Raw genomic sequence first — 25,688 nt, forward strand, 5'->3', positions numbered from 1 at the left:
ACGCACGCTCTCAAGATTTTGCCAGCATTCGGTCAAGGCGGGCAATCAGGCTATCCGTCCGCACGTGCCGTTCGTCGTTGACCGGGAGAATTCGCTGCTGCTCGTGCCCCAGGGCGGTGAGCTGGTCACGGGCCTCGCGCAGCTTCCCCGTCCGGGCCACGAGCGAGCCGATCCGGAACCTGGTGTCGAACACGCTTCTGTCAGCGGCGCCGAAAACATGCTGTTGCACGGGCAGGAGGCCCTCGAACTCGTGCAGCGCCTCGTTGGTGCGCCCCAGCTCGGCCAGACACGTGGCCGCGCCGGACCGGCAGGCGAGCACATCCCGGTCGGTCGCCGGTCGACGGCGCCGGAGCGCGCCGCCGAGTGCGAAGTAGCCGTCGTAGGCACGGTTGAACTCCTCGGCCTTCAGCAGGAGATCGCACAGGGTGAGCCGCGTCGGCACGGACTCGGTGTCGTCGAGCGGACGGCCTGCCTCGAGCAGCCGCCGCTCCAGCGCGGCGGCGGCCCCCACGTAGTCGCCACGGGCGGCCTGGTCCAGGACCTCCTGGGGCACGGCGGCGGGCGCGGCCGAGGGTCCGGAGGGTGCCGGGCGGGGGACGGGAACCGGCCGCCGGGACGGGGCAGGGCCGGCGGAGGCGGAAGAGGACACGGAAGCGGAAGCGGACCTCACGGCGCGGGATCCAGCGGACGGTTGCCGGGGGGCGGCCCGGTCGGGCGGCTGGGCGAGCCAGGCACGCGCCGTGCCGTGGACCTCCTCCGCCGAGGGTCTGTCGTCGGGGGACTTGGCCAGCAGACGCATGACGAGGGAGGTGAAGTCCGCGGGTACGTCGTTCCTGAGATCCCCTAGTGGGGGCGGCTCCTCGTACGCGTGCCGGTAGAGGAGCGCCACGGCGGTCCCCGCAGTGAAGGGCGGCCGGCCCGCCAGGATCTCGTACAGCACACAGCCCAGGGCGTACAGGTCGCTCCGCTCCGTCGCGCGCCCGCCGTCCGCCTGCTCCGGCGAGATGAACCCCGGCGTGCCGAGCACTTCCTGGGTACGGGTGAGCCGGGGCTCGTCGGGATCGGGCTCCATGACCGCCGCGATGCCAAAGTCGAGCACCTTCACCGTGCCGTCCGGCGTGAGCATCAAATTGGACGGCTTCAGGTCCCGGTGCACGACGCCGATGCGGTGGGCGTGGGCCAGGGCGTCGGCCGTCTGTACGGCGACCGCGGCGGCGAGGTGAACGGAAAAGGGGCCGTTCTGTTTGAGGAGCCGGGAGAGAGTGTCGCCGTTCACGAGTTCCATGACGAGGTAGAGCCCGTCGCCGGCGTCCCCGTCGAGCCGGCCCCACTCGTGGACAACCGGCACACTCCGGTGCCCGATCCGGGCGGTGAGCCGGGCCTCACGCATAAACCGCTGCTCCATGCGGTCGAGATCGGAGCCGTGACCGCCCGCCGACAGGAACTTGACCGCCACGGGTCGGTCCAGCCGTAGGTCCCGGGCCACCCACACCTCGCCCATGCCGCCGCGGCCGAGGCGGTCCGCCAACTCGTAGTGGTCCTTGATCCGTCGTGTCACGCCGTACTCGGCCCCCTGCTCGGCTTGCGCGGTCACCCGTACGGCATATTCTCACCCCGCCGGTGACCGGGTCGTCACACCGGGTACGGGCCCTGCGGGAGCACAAACGGACGGCGCGGGTCCTCGGGGCCGAAGCCGCGCAGAGTGTCGGGTCCCGGCCGGGCGGCGGGCAGCCACGGTCCGAGCGCGCCGTACACCTCGGCGGCCGAGGCGGGCCGGTCCTCACGGTCCTTGGCCAGCAGGGCGAGGACCAAGTCCTGGAGAGCGTCCGGTACCGGCACGCCTGCTTCGGCGAGGCCGGGCGGTGTGTCGTGCAGGTGCCCGCGCAGGACGGCCATCGGCCGGTCGCGGGGGAAGGGCGGGGCTCCGGCGAGCATGTGGTGCAGCAGGCAGCCGACGCTGTACAGGTCACTGCGTCCGTCGAGGTCCGGATCCCCGGACAGCAGCTCGGGCGATGCGTAGAGGAGGTTGCCGGGCTGCTCACCGGTCGCGGTCAGCCTCGGACCGTCGTCCGCCATCAGCTTCACCAGGCCGAAGTCAAGGATCTTCACCACGCCGTCGCGGCGGACCATTACGTTCTCGGGCTTCAGGTCGCGGTGGACGAGACCGGCGGCGTGCGCGGCGGCGAGGCCGGAGCAGATCTGGGCGGCGACGGCCGCGGCGGAGGCCACGTCGAGTCGTTCCCGCTCGTCGAGGACCGTGCCGAGCGTCGCCCCGTCGACGAGCTGCATCACGAGCCAATGCGTGTCGCCGGTGACGGATGCGTCGTAGACGGTGGCGATGTTGGCGCTGTCGAGCGTCGCCGCGGCCTTCGCCTCCCGTACGAAGCGCCGTCGCACCCGTTCGCGGTCCTCGGCCTCCGAGAGGAGTTCCGCGGCGACCGTCTTGACCGCGACCGGACGCCCCAGATGCAGGTCGCGTCCGCGCCAGACCTGCCCCATACTGCCCCGGCCGAGCGGCTGTTGCAGTTCGTAGCGGTCGCCGAGCACGGCTCCCCGACGGATGTCGTGCACGCTCTCTCCCCGGCCGGTGATGGTCAGTAGAGTGATCGTAGTCCTGGGAGGGGCAGCCGGAGGGGGACGGGGATGGCGACGCTGGGTATGCACCGGGACTTCCTAATGGAGTTCGCGGCACTGGAGAAGCCCGTCCAGAAACGCGTCTTCGAGGTGTTCGAGAAGTTCGCGACGGCCACACACGCCGGGCTGCACCTGGAGAAGCTCACGCACCAGAAGGATCCGCGGCTGCGGACCATCCGCATCAACGACTTCTGGCGAGGCGTCGTCCTCAAGGCCGAGTCGGGTGACAGCTACCTGCTGCTGAAGGTGCTCCCCCACGACAAGGCCAACGACTGGGCCGCCAAGCACCGGGCCTCGGTGAACGGGGCGACACAGGGCATCGAGATCCGCAACGACGTCGGCCTGGAGCGGGCCACGGCCGGGCTCCGGGCCCGGGCGGCCGAGGAGCCCTCCCGGCTCTTCCCCACCTCGGAGTACCCGGACAAGGTGCTGCGCAGCCTGGGAGTGGACGAGGAAATCCTGCCGATCATCCGGCTGGTGCCGGACGAGACGCACCTGGAGGCCTTGCACAAGGTGCTGCCCGAGCAGCAGTACGACGTGCTCCTGGGGCTCGCCACCGGGATGGAACCGGCCGAGATCGACCGGGAGATCGTCCAGGCGTACGCCCGGGCCGCACCGCGGTCGGCCGACTCCTCCGAGGGGGACGAGCTTGCCATCGCCATGGCCCGATCACGCGGCCGGGTCGCCCTGGTTTCCGGGACCGAGGAGCTGCAGGAGATCCTGGAGCGGCCCTTCGACGCCTGGCGGGTCTTCCTGCACCCGAGCCAGTACCGGGTCGCGTACCAGGAGAGCTATGCCGGGCCCGCTCGCGTCACGGGCGGGCCGGGCACCGGCAAGACGGTAGTCGGCCTGCACCGGGCGTACCACCTGGCGCGGCGGCTGCCCGCCGACGCGCCCGACGGGTGCGTGCTGCTCACCACGTACACCAAGGACCTCGCCGCGGAGCTGGAGCGCTGCCTGGCACTGCTGGTCACGGACCCGGCGGTGCGCGCGAAGATCCGAGTGGTGAACGTCGACGCGCTGGCCAACGAGACAGTGCGGGCGGAGCGTGGCGGCGCCCCGCTGAAGCTGGTCTTCGACCAGAAGGAGATCACGGCCCGATGGGCGCGGATCGCCCGCAGGGTGGAGGCCGACTTCACGGATGTGTTCCTGGACCAGGAGTGGCGGCACGTAGTCCTCGCCCAGGCCCTCACCACACCGGAGGAATACCTGAAGGCGCCGCGGACCGGCCGGGGCAGTGCGCTGGGGCCGCTGAAGCGGCTCCAGGTGTGGCGGGCGGTCGCCGCGTTCGAGGAGCAGCTGCGGCAGGCAGGTGAGTGGACGTTCCTCCAGGTGTGTGCGGAGGCGGCGCGGGTCACGGACGGGCGCGAGGAGCGGCCGTTCCGGCATGTGGTGGTCGACGAGGCGCAGGACCTGCACCCGGCGCAGTGGCGGTTTCTCCGGTCCCTGGTGTCACCCGGCCCCGACGACCTGTTCCTCGCCGGGGACACCTATCAGCGCATCTACGGCAACCGCGTCTCGCTGCGCTCGCTCGGCATCCAGGTGGTCGGGCGCTCACACCGGCTGCGGGTCAATTACCGCACCACGCAGGAGATCCTCGCCTGGTCCGCCTCGCTGCTGACCGGCGAGGAGCCAGACGACATGGACGGGGCAAAGGAGTCCCTGGCCGGTTACCGTTCCACGATGCACGGCGAACGGCCGGAAACATCCCCTCACGCGGCCAAGGCCGAGGAGACCGCGGCACTGGTGACCCGGGTGGAGAAGTGGATCGCCTCGGGCGTAGAGGCGGAACATATCGGGGTGGCGGTGCGGTTCGTCCAGTTCGGCCGGGACATCGCGCAGGCCCTGGAACGGTCGGGGGTCGCGGCGTGTGTACTGGGCGCCGGGCGTGGCGGCCCGGGAGTGCGGATCGGGACCATGCACCGGATGAAGGGGCTGGAGTTCCGCTGCATGGCCGTGGCCGGAGTGAACGAGGGCACGGTTCCGATGAAGGCCGCGGTCACTCCGGTGGATGTCGACGCACAGCAGCACCAGGAGGATCTGAACAGCGAGTTGAGCCTGCTGTTCGTGGCATGCACGCGGGCGCGGGAGGCACTGCGGGTGTCCTGGCACGGCGAACCGAGCCCGTTCCTGGCACCGGTCACCGGCCCGCGCCCGTAGCGCCGAGCGAGTCTGACCTGCGTGAGGCCCCGGGGAGTCCCCTGAGCCCCACGCGCGCGATGGATGCGGGGCGTCAGAGAGTGCCGGGGTCCTCGTCCAGCATGCGGCGGGCCTCCGCGAGGGCGGCCGTGTGCGCGAACCACTCCAGCACCGCGCAGATCTCCTCGCTGTGCACGGCGAAGACCTCCACGGGGAAGGACGGACGCAGATCGAGCTTGGCCTCTGCCAGGTCGATGCCCTCGATGCCGTTCAGCCGGGTCATCAACTCGCGCCGCAGCGGCTCGTCGTCGAACGGGGGGCGCCGCTTCAGATACTGGAAGACGACTTCGACCGTCCCGGAGACCGGGTAGATCCCCAGTGGCCACAGCGCTCGGGTGTCGAGCGTGCCGCCGAACCGCGCCGTGGGGAAGCAGCTGGTCTCGCTCGCCCGGCCGTAGGCGAGGTGGCCGCCCTGTTGTTCCCAGAAGCGGAGCGCGCCCAGAACGCCTTCGGCGGTTTCCTTGGTCTGGTTGTCACGTAGTTGCGCTTCGAACCGGTCGGCCGCCGACTGCTGCTCGTCTTCAGTCTGTGGGGACGGCACGGCCTCCTCGGCGGTTTCCTTGCCCAGCAGGGCCGCCAGGTCGGCCGTCGTCAGCCGGTGGGAGCGGCGGGCCCGGCCCGCGTCGTCGAAGGGAACGCCCTCCGCCTCCAGGCGGGTTCGCGCATCCCCGGACTCCTGACCGTCGGGCCACCGGAAGCCCGCCGAGACGCGGCCGTCCGCCGTCAGTACCCGGTAGGCGCCGTGCAGGCCGGCCTTGGACGCCAGGTGCTGGCCCACCGGGACGGCATGGGTGCCGATGAGCGCCGCGACATCGCCGTACGTCGTCCACGTACCCGCCGGCATGGCAAGGAGCGCGGCCCGCAGCTCCTTCCAGCCGGACCACTCGTCGTCCCCGGGGACCGTTCCAGCGACGGGGCCAGGCCACAGCCGCACCGCCCGGTCGGCCAGGCCGGCGGCGCGGTCGAGGATTTCCGCCCTCCCCCACCGCTCCCGCCCGGCGATCTCCTGGTTCATGCGCAGGGCGCTGGAGTCCAGGATCTCCTGCTTGCGGCGGAACGGATGGTTCGAGAGCTTGGCGTTGTCCGCGGAGAGGGTCAGATTGCCCAGTGTGTGGACGAGCAGGGCATGGAGCTCGTCCGGGCCCTGTCCGTCCTCGGCCTCTTCGGCGAGCAGGTCGAACCACTGCTGGGCGGGGTTCTGCGGCAGTACGTGCTCGACGGTGAGACGCGCTTTGGCGTAGTCGACCGGCTCGCTCCCCCCGTAGCTCTCCTCCAGCCTGCGCAGTACCTGGAGCCGCTGGTTGCTGCGGCCCGCCTTGTAGAAGGGCCTGGTGCGGATCGCTTCGCGGACGGCGTCGTCGTCAGGCCAGACGCGCGCGCCCGTCTTGTTCTTCGACAGGATGCGGCGTACGGCCTCCGCCGGGTCCTCGTCCTTCTCCAGTTCCCTGGGCATCTCCATGAAGACCCGGTTGCTGCCTGTGGTGGAGTAGCCCGCGAAGAGCCGTCGCACCATGTAGCTCTCGGCGTACGCCAGTGCCCGGGCGGCCTGATGGGGCGTGGCCTGTCCACCGTCCACCCGGTCGAGCAGCTGAAGCGCCAGCGGGTAGTGGGTCTGGCCGCCCCAGCGGGACAGCCTTTCCAGCACCTCGCGCAACTCCGGATCAGGCTCCCGTTCGGGCTCCAGGATCCGCATCAGGCGTTCGGCCCGCCGGGAGAGGGACTCAATCTCGGCTTCGAGTGCCGCTTCGTCCGCGCTCAGGGGTTCCAGGCGCTTCTTCTGGTCGCGGTAGATCTCGCTCCGTTTGGCCCGGCTGTTGCCGGCCACTACCAGGTCGAGCCAGACCAGGAGTTCGAGGTTGGCCGGGCCGAGCAGTTCCTGCATGGGCAGCCAGCGGTTGCGGTAGACCGACTCGCCGCGGGTCGGCAGACACATGAAGAGGTAGTTGCGCAGCAGGTCGCTCTGGCTGAGTCCGACACCGGTGTTGTTGATCGACTCGAAGATCCGGTAGACGTTGTCGCCCTCGGCCGCGGTGATCTCGACGATCGACAGCAGGCCGCTCAGTACGGTCTCCACCGCGTCCGTCCACGCCTCACCGCCGCTCTCCTCACCCTCGGTCAGCGCGGCGAGGAAGAACCGGTAGGCGGCGCCCACGTTGCCGGGACCGCCCGCCTTGGGTGAGCTCTCGACACATGCGGTGAAGGCATCCCGGTCCGCCTGCGTCGGCAGGAGCCGGTAGTGGTCGTCACCGTTGCGGTACTTGTTGACGAGCACCAGGTCATGGATGCGGTCGGCCTGCCGTTCCGCGCCGCCGCGTTCCCGGTGGCGGTCGCGCAGCGCGGTGAAGGCGAGCATGAGCGTGGTGAGCCGCTGCTGGCCGTCGACGACGAGCCAGCGCTGCATGCCGCCGGCGGTGATCCGGCCTGGTGCCAGCACGACGGAGCCGAGGAAGTGCGCTGCGGGGGCCCGCCCTTCCAACTGCTCCTCGACCAGCTCCTGCACGTCGTCCCAGAGTTGCTGCAGCTGCTCACGCTGCCAGCTGTAGGTGCGCTGGTAGAGCGGCACCTGGTACTGCTTCTCGCCCTGGACGAGCTCTTTGAACGTGGTCTCCTGAGCGTGCACGCGCGCTTCTCCCCCTGGATGTCCCCGACCGGCTGCCCATTTTCCACGATCAGAGGTGCGCACGGGAGTAACCGGAAGATCTCGACTCTGAACGATGCGTTCATAAACTGAGTCAAGAGACACACACCCGTGTGCGCTGCATGCCCGGTACCGTAAGCCGCCGCACCGTCACGCACCGCAGGTCTGTACCACCCCCGGAGAGTCCGATGCCCGAGCCCGCAGAATCCCCCACAGTCTCCGTGCCCCTCGCAGAGGTCGCGCGGATCGCGGGCGTGGGACGTGCCGCCGTCAGCAACTGGCGGCGACGCCACGAGACCTTCCCCGCACCGATCGGTGGCACCGATGCGAGCCCTCTGTTTTCGCTCGCCGAGATCGAGGCCTGGCTGCACAGGGAAGGCAAGATCACGACGGCCGTCGAGCCTTTGGAGCGGCTCTGGCCGGAGTACGAGGCCCTGGGAGACCGAGATGCGATGGGTTTTCTCGTCGCGCAGGTCGGCCTGCGGCTCTGCGGGGAACCTGGGAGGCCGACCGACGGTCCTCCGGCTGCGGCAGGGGTGCTCGACGAGCGGCAGTCCGGTCTTCTGAAACGGACGCTCGAGTTGGCCGGAACGAAGGGCCCGGCGGAGACCTTCGGGTTCCTGCTGGAGCGGTGGCTGCGCACCCACGTACGGCAGATCGCGGTCACTCCGGGTCCCCTCGCCGAACTCATGACGGACATCGCTGCGGTCGTCCACGACGGCGCGGTCCGCTCGGTTCTCGACCCCGCGTGCGGCACCGGAACCCTGCTTCTGTCGGCGGGACGGCGATGGGTCGACTCGGAAGGCGGCTCAGGACTGGCCGAGCTGCGAGGGCAGGACAGGGACCCGGTGCTCGCATCCTTGACGCGGGCACAGCTGGCCGTCGCCGGCTACACAGGGGCAGCCCCACCGGAGATCACAGTCCTGGCCGCGGACACCCTACGCGCCGATGCCCATGCGGATGTACGGGCCGATGTGGTCCTGTGCAACCCGCCCGCGAACGAGCGTGACTGGGGGCATGCGGAGCTCGCGACGGACGCGCGCTGGGCCTTCGGTCAGCCGCCCCGCACGGAGTCGGAGCTCGCCTGGGTCCAGCACATCGCCGCCGTTCTGGCGCCGGGGGGTGTCGGGGTGATGGTGCTGCCGCCCGCGGTCGCTGCGCGGCGAGCCGGCCGGCGTATCCGGGCGGGTCTGCTGCGCGCAGGCGTGCTGCGTACCGTGATCGCCCTGCCACCCGGCGCCGCGCCTCCGCACGGGGTCGGCCTTCATGTGTGGGTCCTGCGGGCAGGCGGCACCGGTGAGGAGCCGGGGGCGTCCCCGGCCGAGATCACCTTGGTGGACACCGCGGCCCGGCAGAGCGGTCCTGGCGCCATGGGTGCCGGGGGCGTCGACTGGGTCCAGATCACGGAGCAGGTGGTGAAGGCCCTTCAGGGGGCGGGCGGACCGGGAAATGTGACGGTTCCGGTCATCGACCTGCTGGACGAAGAGGTGGACCTCACTCCGGCCCGGCACATTCCGCGGGGCCGTGCCGCAGACCTGATCGGACTGCGGCGGTCGTGGGCCCGGTTCGACGCCCATGCGGGCGAGCTCCGCGATGCGGCTGGTGTTCTGTCGGCGCTTGAGCCGGTCGACGCCGGTGACGTCGCCCCACTCATCACAGTCGCCGACCTGGAGCGCGCCGGAGCGCTGGAGATCCGGGGCGGGCAGGCGTTGCCCGAAGCCGAGGTGGAGCGGGGTGCGCGTCCGGCGGACGGCGCGCGGGTGCTGACCGGTCTCCGCCTGCCCGGGGGCCCGGAGCTGTGGCTTCCGGCGCGGGCGGTGACGGAGGGGGAGAAGACCGGCGCGCTGACCGTCACGGCCTCACAGGATGTCGTCGTGTCTATGCCGGCCCGCGATTTCGACGTCCATGTGGCCACCGAGGCACCGTCGGTTCTCGGGCCGCAGCTCTGTGCGCTGCGCGTGGACCCCTCGGTCCTCGATCCCTGGTTCCTGGCAGGCTGCCTGCGGGCTCCCGACAATGCTCGCCGGGCGGGCACGCACGCGTCCACGACGTCCCGTGTCGATGTTCGGCGGCTGCGGGTGCCCCGGTTCTCCCTGGAGGAGCAACGGCGGTACGGCGAGATCTACCGCAGGATCACGACGTTCGAAAGGGAGCTCCAGGGGCTGCGCCGGGTGGGCGGCGAACTCGTCCGGTCGCTCGGTGATCTGCTGTCCCACGGCCAGTTGCCGCGCGCCTGATCCGAGTGCCCGGTCGGCTGCTGGTCGTTGCCGGGACCGCTAAAGGGCGGCCAGACGGCCGTCGAGGGAGGAGACCTCGGCCCCGAAGCCCCGCTCGCCCAGTTCGAGGGCCACCTCGCGGCACCGGGCGACCAGGCGGGCGGGCGGGGAGGCGAGCCGCAGCGTCTCCGAGGCCGCCTCGTGCCAGCCAGCGAGTGCGCCCCGCAGATCGCCCTCGGGCACCTTGCATTCCGCGAGGCCGATCCGGGCTTCCAGCACCAGTGGTGCGAGGCGAGGATCCGCGCTGCCTCCGAGCGCCGCCACCACCTCCTCGTACAGCCTCCTCGCCCGCCCGGTGTCGCCGTCGAGGCGCGCCGCGTCCGCGCACACCAACTGCGCGTCCACGACAGCGGGTTCCCCAGGTCCCCACGCGGACACGGCGCGAGCGAGCACCGAGGCGAGTTGCTCGCACTCGGCGGCGGGTCCTGTGGAGTCCAGTTCAGCCCGGGCCAGGGCGATCCGCTCGGCGAACTCGCCCCGCCCCGGCCAAGAAGCGCGGCGGCTCCGGCCACGCAGGGAGCTTTTCGGGCGCACATGGCCGGCGTCCTCGGCGATCGGTCCCCCGCGCAGCCGGTAGCGGGCCGTGGGATCGGGATGCAGCTCGGGGTCGGGGCCGGGGTCGCCCGGCGCGGGCAGATGTGCAACGAGCGCCGCGAGGACTTCGCCGACCCCGGCCGGGCGGTCGGCGGGCGTCTTGCCGAGCAGGTCCCACACGAGTTCGTCCAGGTCCTCCGGGATCCCGACGTTGATGTCGCGGACCCGCGGAGGAAGGTCTTCGAGGTGCTGCGCGTCCTTGTTCCGGTCCGGTCTGTCCTCGAACGGCTTCTCGCCGGTGAGCAGCTCGAACAGCACGGAGCCGAGCGCGTAGAGGTCCACCGCGGCGGAGATGTCCTGCCGGCCGCGGAGCTGCTCCGGCGCCATGTAACCGGCGCTGCCCGGCGTGGCGCCCAGCGCGGTGTAGCGCGTGGCGTCGGGGTCGGTCAGGTGGGCGATGCCGAAGTCGAGCAGCTTCACCGCCCCGTCCGCGGCGGCGATCACCACGTTGCCGGGCTTGAGGTCCCGGTGCACCACGCCGTTCGTATGGGCGTGGCCGAGGGCATCGGCGATCTGGACGGCGATCGCGACGGCCGCGCCGAAGGGGAACGGGCGGCGCAGGTCAAGGAGTTCACGCAGGCTGACCCCGTCGACGTACTCCATCACGAGGTACGGCTCCTCGTGGTGGTAACCGCGGTGCAGCAGGCGCGGGATGGCGGGATGGTCAAGCTCTTCAAGGATCGCCCCCTCGCGCTCGAACCGCTTCATCAGCTCCACCCGGCGCCGCACCCGTTCGGCCGGGCTGAACCGGCCCTGAGTGTAGGAGTCGAGGCGCAACACCTTGACCGCGACCAGCCGTCCGGTGGCAGTCTCCGTCGCCGTCCAGATGCTTCCCATGCCGCCCTGATCGAACGCTTCCTCGATCCGGAAGCGACCGTCGAGGACTTCCCCGGTTTCCACCCATACCCCCGGTTCACCGCAGCACCATGCCAAGCACAGGATAGCGGTTCACAACACAAGCAAAGGCCATCACTTGACTTAGTTCACAGACGTACGCTTCCCTGAGGTCATGGGTTCCCTTCTCCAACTTCGCCGCGAGGGAGACAGCGTGACGCTTCATCAGCCTCCGCCCGGCACGGCCGGCAACACCCGGCTCATCCGGACCTCGCTGCCTCTGCTCCGCGAGGATCCGCAGGACTGCCCCCGGGGAAACGCCCTGCGGGCCAGGCCGCTCGTGGCGCAGGCACCGGAACGACCGCGCGGAAAGCCCCTTGAAGACTTCGCGCTGGGGCCGGTCATGCGCACCCTGGACCTCATCGAGTACGAGGGAATGGATCCGCAGGTCGCGCTGCGGCGGCTCAACGCCAGCACGAAATGCCATCCGGGTCACGCCAGTTGGGCTGGGATGGCGGTAAACAACTACCTCGCCGCACGCGAGGCGTCCGAAACTGACCGCCGAGCGCTCGGGCGCCCCGCGACGACCCCCGTGCGCGCGCAGTGGACCGCGATCGCCCAGTCGCCGGGCGATGCGCCGGACGAGCGAGGGGCGACGCGGTACGAACGCACCGCCTGGGGGCGACGGTACGCATCCGCGGACGGCTCGGAGCGCGAGCTGTGGCTCCTCTCCGTGAACACGGTCAAGAAGGACCGCCCGCATCCGGAGATCGCCGAAGCCGCCGCCGTCACCGCCACCGGGGTCCCCACGCAGGCCGCCTTCGGCGACATCCACCGCCCCCTCGCGGGCAGCACCGTTCCTCCACGGCAGGTCAGGGTGATCGGCCTCGGCTGCGGGGACGGCCGACACACCGTCCTCGCGGACTGGGACACCGGCCGGACGGCCCATGAGTTCACCCTGCACGCCAAGCCCGTACTGGCCCGCGTGGCCGAGGACGACCGGCTCAACCCCGGATCCGGGTGCGAGCGGTGCGAAGGGCTGACGGGTTGTGAACAGCCGCCCCGCGTGAACGGCCTGCTCGGCATACCCGGTCCGCGCCGGCCCCGCAAACGCCGCTCGGTCTCCGCCACCGACCTGCGAGTGCACTCCCGCTGTCCCGCCCAGTTCCACCTCACCCGAGTGCTTCACCTCCGGTCCGGCGAACCCGAGAGCGAACCCGTCCGAAGGGGGCGGGCAGTCGATGACTGGCTCAATGAGCGGCATCGCCAGAGGAGTTGCCGTGGCGCCACTCTCCCCGCCACTCTCCCGGGGCTCTCCGAGGCCGAACAGCCCCCTGCCCTCGCAATGCTCGCCCAGCACCTGCTCGATTGCCCCCTCGACGGACTTCCGCCCGATGAGCACGTACGGGTGCAGCCGCGCCTGACCGCGTACGACCCCGAGCTCGACGTGCTCCTCATCGCCGACCCCGACCTCCTCTACACCCGTTCCGGCGGATGGATCTGGCACGAGACGAAGACGGCCGCCCGGCGCCCCTGGGAGGGGCGGGAGCTGATGGAGACCTACCCGCAGCTGCCCTTCGCGGTCCTGCTGATGGCGGCGGGCGTGCCCGGTGGCGATCCCCGCCGGTCGCTGATCGAACTGGAGATGCTGTACGAGAGCAGCTCGGGCTGCGAGGAGATCGACCCCGGCGAGCCGGAGACGCAGGCCGAGGCCCGTCGCATCATCGCGGAGCTGGCAGGTCCCTGGGCCGTCGACGAGACGTACGCCCCGAAGCCGGGCGGTCACTGCGCCGGCTGCGAGATGCTCGGGCACTGCGTCGCCGGACGGTCCCACCTGGAGGCCTGGTGAGCGCCGTGTCCGCGGACGACGACGGCTTGCCCGTCCACGCCGCCGACTGGTCCGCCCACGACGGCATCCCGCTGATGCGCACACTGGCCTCGGCACTCACGGCGCTGGACGCCGAGACCGGACTGGACTCCTTCACTCTGCCGTACCCGGCCGAGGTCCAGCGCGCCCTGGACCGGACCGTCCTCGCCTGCCTGGAACGGAGTGCCGAGCCCCCGGCGAGCCTCCCCGACCTTCTGTCGTGGTGCCGGGAACGCCCCGTGGCCGACTGGCCGGTCGATCTCCCGCCCGATGCGGTGGGCCCCGGCGACCTGCTGCTGGACCCGGACTCCTCACGGCCGACCGAGCTGTGCCACGAATGGGCGGAACAGACCAGGGACAGCGCCCTCGTCCTGCGCGACCGAGAAATCATCCGGGCCGCGCTGCGTCTGTGCCGCGAATACGGGGAGGAGGAGGCGTACACCGAGTTCCGGCGGCTGCTGGTCACCCGGCCGGTGCTCACCGCCGCCGAAGAGTTCGCGGTGTCGGTGGATCACGTCCTCGACCCGGTCAAGGAGCTGCTGCGCCGCATCTACCAGCCCGTTCCTGACAGCTATCTGCGGGGCGACGCCTACGCGCTCTGCGGCCGCTGCCTGACCCTGCTGACCCCGCTGCTGCACGGCAGCGGCTGGTGGTGCGAGCGCGACCGCTGCCGCCGTCTCGGGCCGCCCCCAGTGGGACGCCGTATCCAGAAGGAGGAGGCCGGCGGGCTGCTCCAGCTGGAGCGGCCACTGCGTCAGTTCGTGACTGGCCCTGGACGGGCCGAGGTGGAGCTGGAGGCGCGGCTCACGGCTCTCGGACTGCGCGTGCGGATGTGGCCGGCGTACGACGCGTACGACGTGCACATCACCTTCGCCGACGGCTGGGTGTGGGCAGTCGATGTGAAGGACTGGGCCCACCCTGCCTTCCTCGGCCGGGCCGCACGGCCCGTGCCTCCGGAGCCCCGGTACGACGAGGCGTTCTGGGTGGTACCCCGGGCCCGGGCCGACGATCGGCCCGGCTATGTCGCCTCCTACGAGCGCAATCGCCCCGCGGCGGCCAGGGATCTGCCGCTGCTCACCGACACAGAACTGGTCGCCCGAGCCCGGGCCCGTATGAAGCGGACCGGGACCGGCCGCGCGCAGGAGGACCGCGATGCGTGACCGCGACGGCTGGCACAAGCCTGTCAGCCAAGAGCTCTCCCGGTTGTGGAGCGAGGTGCCCGCCGAACTGTCCGGGGTGAAACCCGGCCTGCTGTGCCAGGTCGAGCTGGCCCTGCGGCTGCTGGAACGCCTCTCCCCTCTGGAGCCCGCCCGGGGCGCGTACGTCCTGATCGGCGGCTATCCCTTCGCACGGGCACGCGGCATCGCGGTGACCCCGGAGCACGAGGCGATGCTCACCGCCGGCCGCCATCTGCTGTGGACGCTGCGCCGAGGCCGCACCTGGCACCAGGCCCTGGAGACGTACGCCGCCCTGCCCGAGCGGCTGCGCGCCTATGACGTCCCGGCCGACGACGCACCCGCGCGGCGCAGCGAACCCACCGTCGCCTCCGACCGGATCGCGGTGTACGACACCGCGCTCGCCGCCCTTCCCCCGCTGGCCCGCAAGGCGTTGCCGATCGCACCCGTCGGCCGGGCCACCTTCGTCGACCGGCGACGGCCCACCTCGGTCATGCTGCCGGAGCGCCTGCGGCCCGATCCGGTGCCGGGACACGCCCCGGAAGGGGGGCGTCCGGGGCGCGGTGAGCCGATCGCTCTGAAGCGGGCGGACCTCGTCGAGACCGCACGCTGGATGGACCGGATCGAGCGGCAGGAGAACGTCGAGAGCCCGGGGCACTGGGAGGAGCGGCTGTCCGAACTCCACATCGCGCCGCGCGACGCCGACCGGCTCGGTTTCTCCGAGGAGGGCGACCTGCGTCTGGACGGCCTGCTGCACCTCGCGGGCATGGTCGGGGCGGGCAAGTCCACGCTGATGACACTGATCGCCGTCTGGGGCGCCCGTCAGGAGCCGAAGTTGCGGACGACGATCGTCGTCGGCGATGTGGCGGAGCAGCTGCGGCTCAGCGCGCTGCTCCGCGACCTCGGTCTCGCCGCGACCCCCGTCCTGGGGCTGACCACGCGTGAGACGCATGTGCAACGGCTGCACCGCAGGCTGGCCTCCCGGGGCCTGGACAACCTCCTCGACCATGACGTGCCGGGCTTCGACGACCTGAGCACGGTGTGCGTGGTGAACGCACTGCGCGGCACCGAGGCGGCCGAGCCGCTGCGCTTCGCGGACGCTCCCTGCACCTCGCTGTATCCGGAGAAACGCCGGGCCGAAAAGGAGGAGCCGGACACCGTCCCCCTGCCCGAGCCGTACCGGCCGGGTCGTCCGGCCCGGCCGGAGCGAGCCGCCCAGCCGCACCCGCCGGAGGTCAAGGGCACTCCCCACGGGTGCCCCCTGTGGTACGCCTGCCCGCGTCACCGCTCGGCGCGCGAACTCGTCGACGCGCAGATCTGGGTGGCCAACCCGGCAAGCCTGGTGCAGACATCCGTGCCGCGGCACCTGGGCGACGAACGGCTGCGCCATCTCGAACTGGCCTGTCTGCGCAGCGACATCATCATCGTCGACGAGGCCGACTCGGTACAGATGAAGCTGGACGAGATCTTCGCCCCGTCGGCGACGCTGGTCTCGCCCGGCCCCGAGTCCTGGCTGGACCAGCTCCAGACGCACCGGATCGAGGAACTGTCCCGGCAGGGCCGGCTGCCGCTCACGGACCAGGAGATCGAGCGCTGGTCCGCCTCGCTGACGGTCGTGCACGCCGCCACCGACCGGCTGTACAAGCTGCTGATCTCCGACGAGGAGCTGCGCGAGTGGGCCGACATGGAGTACTTCAGCCCCTGGACCCTGCAGGAGAAACTGCTGGGCGCCTGGTTCGCCCCGGAGCGCACCCCCGGATCCCCCGACGGGGTGGCGGACGAGGCGGAGCTGTACGAGGCGTACGAGGACGATGCTCCGGAGCCGGAGTCGTCGGGCCCCGGTTCCGACGCCCGCCGCACAGAGCTGACGGACCTCTTCGACACGTTCCGCGACGATCCCCTGGGCGGCCTTGGGCCCTACGGAAACACGACGGACGATTTGGTGCGGCTGGTCCAGGATCTGCTGGCCACGCTGTCCTCCTCTGACACTCGCGCCCGCGTCCTCGCCGTACTGCGCCCGCTGCTCGCCGACAGCCCCGCCGCCGCACGGGCAAAGGACGAGACCTGGCTCGATCTCACCGCCCGACGGCTGGAGTTCATGCTGCTGCTCAGCGCCCTGAACCACCGCCTGGACCGGCTGGTCTTCCTGTGGCCGCAGGTGGAGGCCGCCCTGCACCTGGACTCGACGGGCAACGAGCTCTCCCGCCGCCCTCCCCTGGACTACGCGCCGCTGGTCCCAGAGGCCCCGATGGGCAACGTCCTCGGTTTCCAATATCTGCCCGACGACCGGGAAAGGGACGTCGACGGACGGCACAGCGGCACCCTGCGCTTCTTCCGCTGTGCGGGCGTCGGCCGTGAACTTCTTCTCTCGCTGCACGAGGTGGGAGCCGACCCGGGCGCCGGACTCCGGGGCCCGCATGTGGTGCTGATGTCCGGAACGAGCTGGGCCGGGTCGTCCACCCGCGCCCATGTACTCGCACCGGTCGGCGCCGTACTCAAGCCGTCTCCGCGCTCGCTGGAGGCCGTGAGCGAGTCTGTCTTCACCACGCACTTTCTCTACGACGACGAGGGCCGCCCGATGAGCCTGTCGGGCACCGAGCCGAAGACCCGGCCGGCTGCGGCGCGGGCGCTGGCGAGCAGGCTCGGATCCGCGGGCCGCGGCGGCGCCCCGAGCCCCCTTGAGCAGGAACTGGCGAAGATCGCCGACGACCGCCGACGGCGGGCGGTCCTGCTGGTCGGCAGCTACAAGGAGGCGAACACCGTCGCGGACGTGCTGCACGGCATGGAACGCTGGCACGGCCGCGTCCGGGTGCTGGCCGCCGATGACGCCGATCTGGATCAGGCGGTACGCGGGTCGGGGCCGACGTCCTCCGGATCCGACCGCGCCACCGCGCTTCGCCGAGGTGATCTGGCCTCCTTCGCCGAGGACCGCAGCGCGGAACTCCTCATCGCCCCGCTCATGGCGGTCGAGCGCGGCCACAACATCCTCAACGCCCAGCGCAACGCGGCCTTCGGCACGGCCCTCTTCCTGGCCCGGCCGCATCCGCGCCCGGACGACCTGGCTCTCGCCGTGTTCGCGATCAACGACTGGGCCACCCGTTTCGCCCGCGACGAACCCGGCCTGGCACAGGGCACGTTCAGCAAGCTGGCGGTCGCCGCAGACAGTCTCGACGAGGCGGGACTCGCGTTCCGTCATGTGGCGCGCGGCGAGTGGCGCAGGCTGCTGTCCCGCCGCTACATCTACTCGCGACTGTCCGACCCCGAAAAGCGGTCGTTCACCTGGGACCAGCTGGTGACGATCTGGCAGGTGATCGGCCGGCTGGTACGCGGTGGTGTAGCGGCCCGGGTGGTCTTCGTCGACGCCCGTTTCGCTCCGCGCACCGCCAGGCTGCTGTCCCCGGAAGCGGCAGCGTCCCCGCTCCCGCAGGAGGACGGGCTGCTGACCGGCCTGCGGGACGTCCTCGCCCCGTACTTCGCGGAAGGCACCGTGCCGCCCGACTGCCCCGATCCCGGCGATCCCGCGGTCGCCCGTCTCCTGTACGCGCCCCTCTACAAGGCGCTGCGGGACATCAACCACCACCCCTCCTGAACGAAGGGACACCCTCATGGCTCAGCGCTACGACTCCATCCGGACCGCCTCCTCGCTGCCCGTCTCCCGCGACGCCTCGGCGACGGGGCGGTACCGGGCTCTGCCCTTTCCCGAACAGTGGCGCGGCCCGCTGCTCGCGCTGTGCGGCGCGGGCCGCGACAAACCGCTGGAGACGGTTCCCACCTTCCGCATGGATCAGGTGATCCAGGCACTCGCACCCGATGTACTGGTGCGCCCGCGCCCGTCCCGGTACCGGGACGAAGGCCCGGACTTCTGGCTGTACGCCCCGGAGGACATCCCAGATCCGCTGCCCGACACGGCTTTCCGGGCTCTCGTCGGAGCCTGGCTGAAGGATCTCCGTCCGGAGCGCGAGTACCGGTCGCTGCTGAACGAGACCAGGGACGCCCTGTTCGAGGACCCTCCCGAGTGGCAGGAGGGTGTGGAGGTGGAACTGCTGCGCTGCCCGACCACCCCCGGCGGCACGGCCGCCCCGGATCCGCGCCAGTTCCAGCTGACGACGGACTGGCTGGCCCGGCGGCTCCTCGGCAAACTGGAGCCGTACGACTTCGGTGCGGGCCGGCTGCGCTTCCGCGCCATGCCACGCGGGCCCCGCGACCAGGGCGCCGAGCTGGTGTCGCAGGCGCTGGGGCACGAGGGCAGCCGGGGCACGGAGTGGTTCTCCGTCGTCCTGAACATCACCCTCCAGACGGTGCCGTTCGACCCGCTGCCCCGCTTTCACCTGCACACCCACATCCGGCGGTACGCCACCCGCGTGGGCGTCAAGTCGGGGCGGCTGTATCTGCCATACGGCCGCAGGAGCACGGTGCTGCTGCGGCCCCGTGTGCCGTGGCTGCCCGGAGCACCAGCGAGTGACCGGTTCGCGCTGGCTCGCCTCGGGTGGAACAAGGGCGGCCACGATTGGGTGGGCGGCGGCCCCGCCGGGATGCTGCGGAGCATGTCGCTGACCGAGTCGTTCCCCGACGCCGAGTCCGTTCTCACCGCCCCGGCCGAGTGGCTGGAGGACGGGATGCGGGCCGCCGTCGTGCACAGCACCGCGATGGGGTCGCACGAGGTGGGCACCGGTCTGATGCCCGACCAGCGTTCGAGGATCGTCGAGTGGGCCGAAGAGGCACTGCCGGAGCAGTTGCGTCCGGCGCCCGCGCTGGTGCGCACCCGTCTGTCGGGGAGCACTCCCGCCAATCCGCGCCGTGAGCCGTCCGAGGCGGCGAAGAAGGCTGTGGAGGAACGGCAGCGGACGGAGGCCCGCCGACAGGCTGCCGCCTTCGCGCTGCGCTGCCTGGCCCCGGACGCGGACCCCGGTGAACTGCCGCTCCTGGAGGCCGGGGTGCTCTGGCAGACGCCCGACATGCGAGACACCGCGGTGGCGGCCCTGATCGCCCATCTGGACCTCAAGGGGGACGGAGGTGCGCCGGAGGACGCGGGCGCCTTCGACGGCACGGTCGTGCTGGAGTGGCAGACTCCGGAGCTGACGGTACGGCTGCGTTGCCGCAAGCTCACCCGCTCGCTGGGCCACGACCTGACGCTGCCCGAAGGTTCCCGGCACTCACGGGAGGTGGTGACCGCCGCACTCGGTGCCCGGCGCCGGGAGATGGCAGATTTCGTCTCAGAGGACGGGCCCGTTTCCCTTCCGTCCCTCGCACTGATGGAGATCGACCGGGCCAAGGACTTCACCTCCCCCGACCACGACGCCAAGTTCGCTCTGCGGCTCGGTTGCGCGGACGCCGGTGTCCTCACCCAGTTCATGGCCGTCCCGAAAAAGGCCAAGGGCTACAACAGCGAGAAGAGCAAGGACTTCCGCGCGGCCAAGGCCTGGGACGACGGTCTTCGGCAGCTCGGCGTACGGGTCCATCCCGAGCACAGTCTCGGCGAGCGGCTCCCCTCGGGGATGCGGTACGCGGCCGTATGGATGGTCCGCAAGAACCGTCGCAGCCGTACGCGCTGGGCCGGGCACGTGCCGGTCGCGGTGCTCGTCACCCCGGAGGTGTCCGGACAGGGCCTGGCACGGGTGGAGGGCTGGGACGACGAGGCACGGGCCTGGGTGCCGTATCCGGTGATGCTGCTGCGGCTGACCAAGCGCGCAGAAGTACCGGCCACGGGCACGTTGCCCGCTCCGCACGGCGGCGACGGTCCCGTCTCCCGCCCGTCGTGGTGGGCGGACATGGCCGAGCAGCGCCGGGCCGCCGAGGAGTGGATCCAGCGAGTGCGCCGCTCTCTGCGCGGTACGCCGACGATGCTGCTGGCACACGGGCAGAACATGCGCTCGCACTGGACATGGCTGCAGGACAGCAAGGTGGTGGCCGACAAGTTCCGTGACGGTCACGCTCCCGCACGCCGTCTCGATCCGGACCTGCGCCTGGTGCGGGTGCGCACGTCACGCGGACGGGAAACGGCACAGTGGTGGGGAGTGAACCCGGACGGGGCGAACGGCCTTGCGGCCCATCTGTGGACGAACCCGAATACCGGCCCGGAGACGGCCTGTGTCTTCTGGTCCACCACACCGAAAGCGCGGACTTTCAAGCTGTCGGTGGCCGCCGACAAGCTCGCCCCCCGGGTGAACACCAAGGGGAAGCTGACGGTTGACACCGACAAGGCCGCGTGGAATCCAGGCCTTGTGGAGCTCACCGTCCTCGGCTGCCACACCGAGGACGGCGATTCTCCCGAGGCCCTGGCCCTCGCCGCGCATCAGCTGCGCCAGGCCCCCGATGTACCGGACGCACTGAGCCTGCCGCTGCCACTGCATCTCGCCGGTCTCGCGCAGGAGTATGTCCTGCCGACGCGTGCGGAAGAGGACGAGACGCCCTCGGCTGATGCTGCGGCCGATGCCGACCCGGACGCGGGGGCGGCCCCGGGGCTGGCGAAAGAACCGGAACCGCAGGACGAGCAGGAGCAGTTGTCTTTGTTCGACGCGTCTTGAGACCAAACTGCCAGCGGGCGAAGGGGTTCGGGTATCGGCAAGCCATGCCCGTCAGCAGCTCCCGGGCCTTCTTCCCCCGGTGGTGGGGTCGTTCGTACTTCGGCTTGGCCACCTACGGCTTCAACCGGACGATCGCCTCGATTACCAGCTCCGCCCGTTTGGCTTGTGCGCCTTCCCGTTGCCACGTCCCGGGTCCCCCGCCCGGGATTCGAACCTGCGCGAGGGCTCCAATGAAGGCTTGGATGCACTCATCGACCCGTCCCTGGGGCAACCGGCACGAGCCGGGACCGCCCCTCCACCCTCACCGTGCACAAATCCGCAGATCAGCGCTGCGGGCACGACCAGTCATGTTCTGTGGCTCCTGCCGGGGCGCCAGCAGTGTGACCAGCGCACCAATGCGTGGGATGAGTACCGGCTGGCCAAGGGGCTGGCGCTGTCCTCGCCCGCAGGGTGTGTACATCCCGTCAGTCCCAGGCGAGTTGGCCGCTCGGTGCGCGGGGGCGGGGAGCCGGTACGGCGTCGGTGTGGGTGATGCGGTGGGTGAGGGCGGTGTTGCGGCGCTGGGTGCGGTTGTTGGCGATCGCCCGCTCGACGGCCTCGCTCTGGCCGATGAGCATGACGCCGTCGCGGGCGCGGGTGACGGCGGTGTAGAGCAGGTTGCGCTGGAGCAGCATCATCCCGGCGGCGCTGATCACCGGGACGATGACGTAGGGGTATTCGCTGCCCTGGGAGCGATGGACGGTCAGCGCGTAGGCGTGGACGAGCTCGTCGAGGTCGGTGAAGGGGTAGGTGGCCGTCTCGTCGTCGTGGAAGGTGACCGTGAGCTGGTGGGCTTCGAGGTCGACGGCGGTGATGGTGCCGCTGCTGCCGTTGAAGACCCCGGCTTCGCCGCGGTGGGGGTTGTTGCGGACCTGCTGGATGCGGTCGCCGAGCCGGAAGGCGGTTCCGCCGTGGTAATGCTGGGGCTTGTCGTCGGCCGGAGGGTTGAGAGTCTGCTGGAGGCGCAGGTTGAGGTCGGTCATGCCGGCGATGTTCTTCTTGCCGGGGCACAGGACCTGGATGTCCTCCGGGCGGATGGCGAAGTGCTGCGGCATGCGGTGGGTGACCAGGTCCACCACGCGCTGGGCGATGTCCTCGGCGGTGGGTACGGGCCGGTTCCAGAACACCTTGGGGTCGTCGTGCGGGAGTTTGCCGCGCAGGATGCGGTGGGCGTTGAGCACGATCGCGGCGCTGTCGTCGTGCTGGCGGAAGACCTTGGTGAGCCGGGTGCGCGGGAGGTCCTCGACGTCGAGGAGGTCGCGCAGGACTCGGCCGGGGCCGACGCTGGGCAGTTGGTCGATGTCGCCGACGAGCAGCAGGTGGCAGCCGTCGCGGACGGCGGTGAAGAGGCGGCGGGCCAGGGCGAGGTCGAGCATCGATGCCTCATCGATGATCACGAGATCGGCACTCAACAGGACGCCGGCGTGATCGAAGAGGGAGTCGCCCTCGGGCGGCCGGATCAGCCGGTGCACGGTCATCGCCGCCTGGCCGCAGGTCTCTTCCAGGCGTTTGGCGGCCTTCCCGGTCGGGGCGGCCAGAGCGACGACCGCGCCGGCCTCGTCGGCGATCTCCACCAAGGTGCGCAGGGTGTGGGTCTTGCCGCAGCCGGGGCCGCCGGTCAGGACGGACAGGGGGCTGGTCAGGGCGGTGAGGATCGCCTGGTGCTGCTCGTCGGTCAGCCCAGCGGTCTCATGGCCAGTCAGCGCGGCCACGTGCGCCGTCCACGGGGCGAGGCCGACCAGCTCGGAGGTGGATCCGAGCAGCCGCCGTACGTGGAAGGCGAGTTGCGTCTCGTCACGGTGCCGGTGCGGAAGCATGGCGATCTCCATGTCCGCGACCGTGTCGGTGCCGTCCAGCACGGGCAGCGGCAGCGTCTCGGTGACCACCTCGCCCTGACCACGCAAGGCCTCCAGGGCGTGGCGCAGCACCGCGTCGTCGAGGATCTCCGCACTCGCCGGGTCGTCATCGCTCAGCAGCTGACGGGTACGGGCGATCAGTACGCGCACCGGCAGATGGCAGTGGCCGCTTGCTCCTGCCTGGTCGAGTTCGTGCAGCAGGGCGGCCTGGAGCCGGGCGTCGCTGTGCTTGGGGATGCCGACGGCGAGCGCGATCTTGTCGGCGTTGTGGAAGCCGACGCCGTGGACGTCCCGGCACAACCGGTAGGGGGTACGGCGGACGATGCGCATCGGGTCGTCGTCGGTGTCGGCGTACGCGGTGTAGATCTTCACGGCGAGCGACGGGGTGATCTGGAGCCCCTGCAGGAACATCATGATCTCGGCGATGGCCTTCTGCTCCTGCCAGGCCGCGGTGATCCGGCCCAGCCGGACCTGGCCGATCCCGTGTACCTCAAGGAGCCGCGGAGGCTCGGCATCGATGATCTTCAGGGTCTGCTCGCCGAAGACGTCCACGATCGCGGAGGCGAGGATCGGCCCGATCCCGCGGATCATGCCCGAGGCGAGATAGAGGCGGATCGCCCGCTCGTCGGCCGGCATCGTCCGCTCGCACCGCTCGGCCTTGAACTGCCACCCATGGCGCGGATGACAGGTCCATGCCCCGTGCAGCCGCAGACTCTCCCCGGGCCGCACCCCGAAGAGCGCCTTGCCGACCGCGGTGACGCTCTCCTCGTCGCCTCCTGTCACACCCAGCCGCAGCACCGTGCGCTCGTCATAGCCGACATACAGCAGATGATCGACCACGCCCTCGACCACATCCGGGGCGTCCAGCGGCACTTGCTCGGACACGCGCACCATCTCCAGGGGTACGTACGGCTACGGATCACATGATGCTGCCGGGGTACAGCAAGGTCAGCATGCGTCCCGGGGCAGCGGCTTGTCGCGCGCTTGGGGGACTCTCCTCACCCCAACGAGCGACAGAACCGCCAGGCCGAGGCCGTACGACCTGCACAGCAGGAGCGGCGGCCGGGCCGCCACGGGGCGGGCACGCCTCCGGCCGTCGGGCTCGCCGGTAGCCTGCTGCCATGTCCGCCAAGCGCCACCGCACCCCCGCGCCGGCCCCGCCCGCCCCCGACGCGGCAGCCCGGGAACTGGAACAACTCGCGGCCACCTACCCCGGGGACCGCGAGGAGATCCTGCTGGAAGCCGCGGACGCCTGGTGCGAGGCGGGCGAGCACGACCGCGCGCTACGGCTGTACGAGCGGCTCCTCGCTGACGAGTCCACCCACCCGCACCTGGTGGCCGCCTACCGCATCGGTGTCCTCTTCGACGCCGGACGTGAAGCCGAGGCCCGCGAGGCCGCCCGCGAACTGCGCGGCCAACATCCACACGACGCCCTGGCCTGGCACTACGTCGGCGAGAGCTTCGAGGCCGCCGACGACCCGCACACCGCCGCCGACTGGTTCACCGCCGGCATCACCCACGCCCTGGGCCCCACCGCGGACCTGACCGCCGACCTCGTCGAGACAGGGCCGCCCGGCCTCGACATGCTGCTCACCAGCCGCCACCGGGTACGCCGCCTGACCGGCGACATGCACGACGACTGGGACGCCATCGCCGACCAGGTCCATGCCCAAGGACCCGCCCTGCTGCGCGGCACCCGCTCCCTGGACGAACTGCACAGCCCACAACGCCTCTCCCCCGACGAGGACACCGACCTCGACGCTCTGCGCGCCGAGCACGCCCGGCTCACCGAGCAGATCCAGCAGCGCCGCGCCGCCCTCCACACGCCCGAGATGACCTGCGCGCTGTTCTGGCCACAGCAAGAGTTCACCCAACTCCTCGCACGCTGGCCCGCGTTCGCCGACGAATACGGCACCGACCACACCCACCACCTGCGCCGAGTCGAGCAACTCCTGCGCACCTACTCCGACTCCGGCCTGCCCCGCCTGGGCTCCGCCCGCGGCACGGTCGGCGACTTCACCGCCTACGCCCGCGACGAGAACCAGGACCCCGCCGCCCCGGGCCTGCGCGCCTCCTACGCCGCCGACCTGGCCGCGCGCGGCCAGGCCCACCCCTGGCCGCCGCCCCGCAACGGCCCCTGCTGGTGCGGCGCAGACCGCAAGTACAAGAAGTGCCACGGCAACCCCGCCCTCGCCTGAGCGGACGCCCACCCCCGATCTACCGGGATACCCCCCACCCGGCCGTCGCTCGCTCGATGAAGCCGGCAGCGACCTGCGCACCGGCTGCCGACGGCGCATGGTCGGGCCGCTTGCTCTCGCATGAGCCATGGGGGAAACGAAGCGGGCCGTTGCTAGCCCGCCTGAGCCTTCCTCAGGCGGCCTCCTCCAGCACCGAACATTCTCAGCCGCCATCACGTACCCGGCCGACCCACCCAGCAGCCGGGGTTCTCGGTGACGCACCCCTCTCGTGCTGTCGGGCAGACATCCGGCCGTTGGCGGAGCAGTGCGGCGAGACAACTCATGGGATAGATCACGCCACTTCGCGCGGTACTGCGTTGCGCCTGCAACGTGCCATACGAGAGGATGTTCGACGCACAGTGAGACGCGCGTGACACGCGGGAACCGTCTGACACACGAGGACGTCGTGACCTTCGAACAGGCGAACTATCGCGACGTACAAGGACGATTGACACGGGGGCGGGTGGATGAAGTTCGACATGGGGTCGTCGACCCTGGCGGATCTCGGTAAGAGCACGGTCGGCTCAACTGAGGACCTGGGCACGCTGATCCGGTGGCTGGTCCAGGCAGCGGAGCCGCTGGAGGGGAAGTTCAACGGCGCGGGCAAGGCCGCGTTCGACTCTTTCAAGGCGCATACAGACGAGATCACCAACGCGTTGAACGGATCCCTGAGCGCGATCCTGGGCGGCCAGGGCGGCATGGACACCGCGTTCGGCTCCGGCGATCTGGAGCAGGAGGACAACGCCCACCAGAACATGGGCCAGTCCAACTTCGACGCCGCCCGCTTCGGCGCCCGATAAACACGCACAGGGGGA

13 protein-coding genes are annotated in these 25,688 nt (G+C 71.0%); 8 read left to right on the forward strand and 5 right to left on the reverse strand.

Annotated elements, in window-relative coordinates:
• Positions 1-10: 10 nt before the first annotated feature.
• The gene (locus tag ABZ656_RS04675) at positions 11-1,594 is read right to left on the reverse strand and encodes a protein kinase (RefSeq protein ID WP_360264501.1); all 1,584 of its coding nucleotides are present in this window, start codon (positions 1,592-1,594) and stop codon (positions 11-13) included.
• Between the two features lie 38 nt (positions 1,595-1,632).
• Positions 1,633-2,571 (reverse strand): serine/threonine-protein kinase, encoded by a 939-nt coding sequence (locus tag ABZ656_RS04680; RefSeq protein WP_360264504.1) that lies wholly within the window; start codon positions 2,569-2,571, stop codon positions 1,633-1,635.
• Between the two features lie 72 nt (positions 2,572-2,643).
• On the opposite strand from ABZ656_RS04680, the gene ABZ656_RS04685 reads away from it, so the two are divergent.
• The gene (locus ABZ656_RS04685; RefSeq protein WP_360264507.1) at positions 2,644-4,794 is read left to right on the forward strand and encodes a UvrD-helicase domain-containing protein; all 2,151 of its coding nucleotides are present in this window, start codon (positions 2,644-2,646) and stop codon (positions 4,792-4,794) included.
• A 73-nt stretch (positions 4,795-4,867) separates the two neighbouring features.
• Here the strand turns inward: ABZ656_RS04685 and ABZ656_RS04690 are convergent, their stop codons facing one another.
• Complete coding sequence (locus ABZ656_RS04690) at positions 4,868-7,453, reverse strand: DUF262 domain-containing protein (protein WP_360264512.1); 2,586 nt, start codon at positions 7,451-7,453, stop codon at positions 4,868-4,870.
• Between the two features lie 206 nt (positions 7,454-7,659).
• Between ABZ656_RS04690 and ABZ656_RS04695 the strand changes: the two genes are divergently transcribed.
• A complete protein-coding gene (locus ABZ656_RS04695) occupies positions 7,660-9,708 on the forward strand; it encodes an N-6 DNA methylase (protein ID WP_360264515.1) in 2,049 nt (682 codons plus the stop codon).
• A 39-nt stretch (positions 9,709-9,747) separates the two neighbouring features.
• Here ABZ656_RS04695 and ABZ656_RS04700 read toward each other — a convergent pair whose 3' ends face one another.
• Complete coding sequence (locus ABZ656_RS04700) at positions 9,748-11,241, reverse strand: serine/threonine-protein kinase (protein WP_098893849.1); 1,494 nt, start codon at positions 11,239-11,241, stop codon at positions 9,748-9,750.
• Between the two features lie 148 nt (positions 11,242-11,389).
• On the opposite strand from ABZ656_RS04700, the gene ABZ656_RS04705 reads away from it, so the two are divergent.
• Genes ABZ656_RS04705 through ABZ656_RS04720 form a run of 4 tightly spaced genes read left to right on the forward strand, consistent with a single transcriptional unit; the run spans position 11,390 to position 20,741 of the window.
• Complete coding sequence (locus ABZ656_RS04705) at positions 11,390-13,024, forward strand: PD-(D/E)XK nuclease family protein (RefSeq protein ID WP_360264519.1); 1,635 nt, start codon at positions 11,390-11,392, stop codon at positions 13,022-13,024.
• Complete coding sequence (locus tag ABZ656_RS04710) at positions 13,021-14,202, forward strand: hypothetical protein (protein WP_360264522.1); 1,182 nt, start codon at positions 13,021-13,023, stop codon at positions 14,200-14,202. Before ABZ656_RS04705 ends, ABZ656_RS04710 begins: the two co-directional genes overlap by 4 nt.
• The gene (locus tag ABZ656_RS04715; RefSeq protein WP_360264525.1) at positions 14,195-17,806 is read left to right on the forward strand and encodes a hypothetical protein; all 3,612 of its coding nucleotides are present in this window, start codon (positions 14,195-14,197) and stop codon (positions 17,804-17,806) included. Before ABZ656_RS04710 ends, ABZ656_RS04715 begins: the two co-directional genes overlap by 8 nt.
• 16 nt (positions 17,807-17,822) lie before the next feature.
• Positions 17,823-20,741 (forward strand): DUF3962 domain-containing protein, encoded by a 2,919-nt coding sequence (locus tag ABZ656_RS04720; RefSeq protein ID WP_360264528.1) that lies wholly within the window; start codon positions 17,823-17,825, stop codon positions 20,739-20,741.
• 464 nt (positions 20,742-21,205) lie between these two features.
• Here the strand turns inward: ABZ656_RS04720 and ABZ656_RS04725 are convergent, their stop codons facing one another.
• Positions 21,206-23,521, reverse strand: a complete 2,316-nt coding sequence (locus tag ABZ656_RS04725) for an ATP-dependent RecD-like DNA helicase (RefSeq protein ID WP_360264531.1) — start codon at positions 23,519-23,521, stop codon at positions 21,206-21,208.
• A 236-nt stretch (positions 23,522-23,757) separates the two neighbouring features.
• On the opposite strand from ABZ656_RS04725, the gene ABZ656_RS04730 reads away from it, so the two are divergent.
• The gene (locus ABZ656_RS04730; RefSeq protein WP_360264534.1) at positions 23,758-24,834 is read left to right on the forward strand and encodes an SEC-C domain-containing protein; all 1,077 of its coding nucleotides are present in this window, start codon (positions 23,758-23,760) and stop codon (positions 24,832-24,834) included.
• A gap of 506 nt (positions 24,835-25,340) precedes the next feature.
• Entirely contained in the window at positions 25,341-25,673 is a 333-nt protein-coding gene (locus ABZ656_RS04735) for a hypothetical protein (protein ID WP_054236766.1), read from the forward strand.
• Positions 25,674-25,688 lie beyond the last annotated feature (15 nt).

Origin of the sequence: Streptomyces sp. NPDC007095, assembly GCF_040634475.1 — a bacterium.
Classification (GTDB): Bacteria; Actinomycetota; Actinomycetes; order Streptomycetales; family Streptomycetaceae; genus Streptomyces.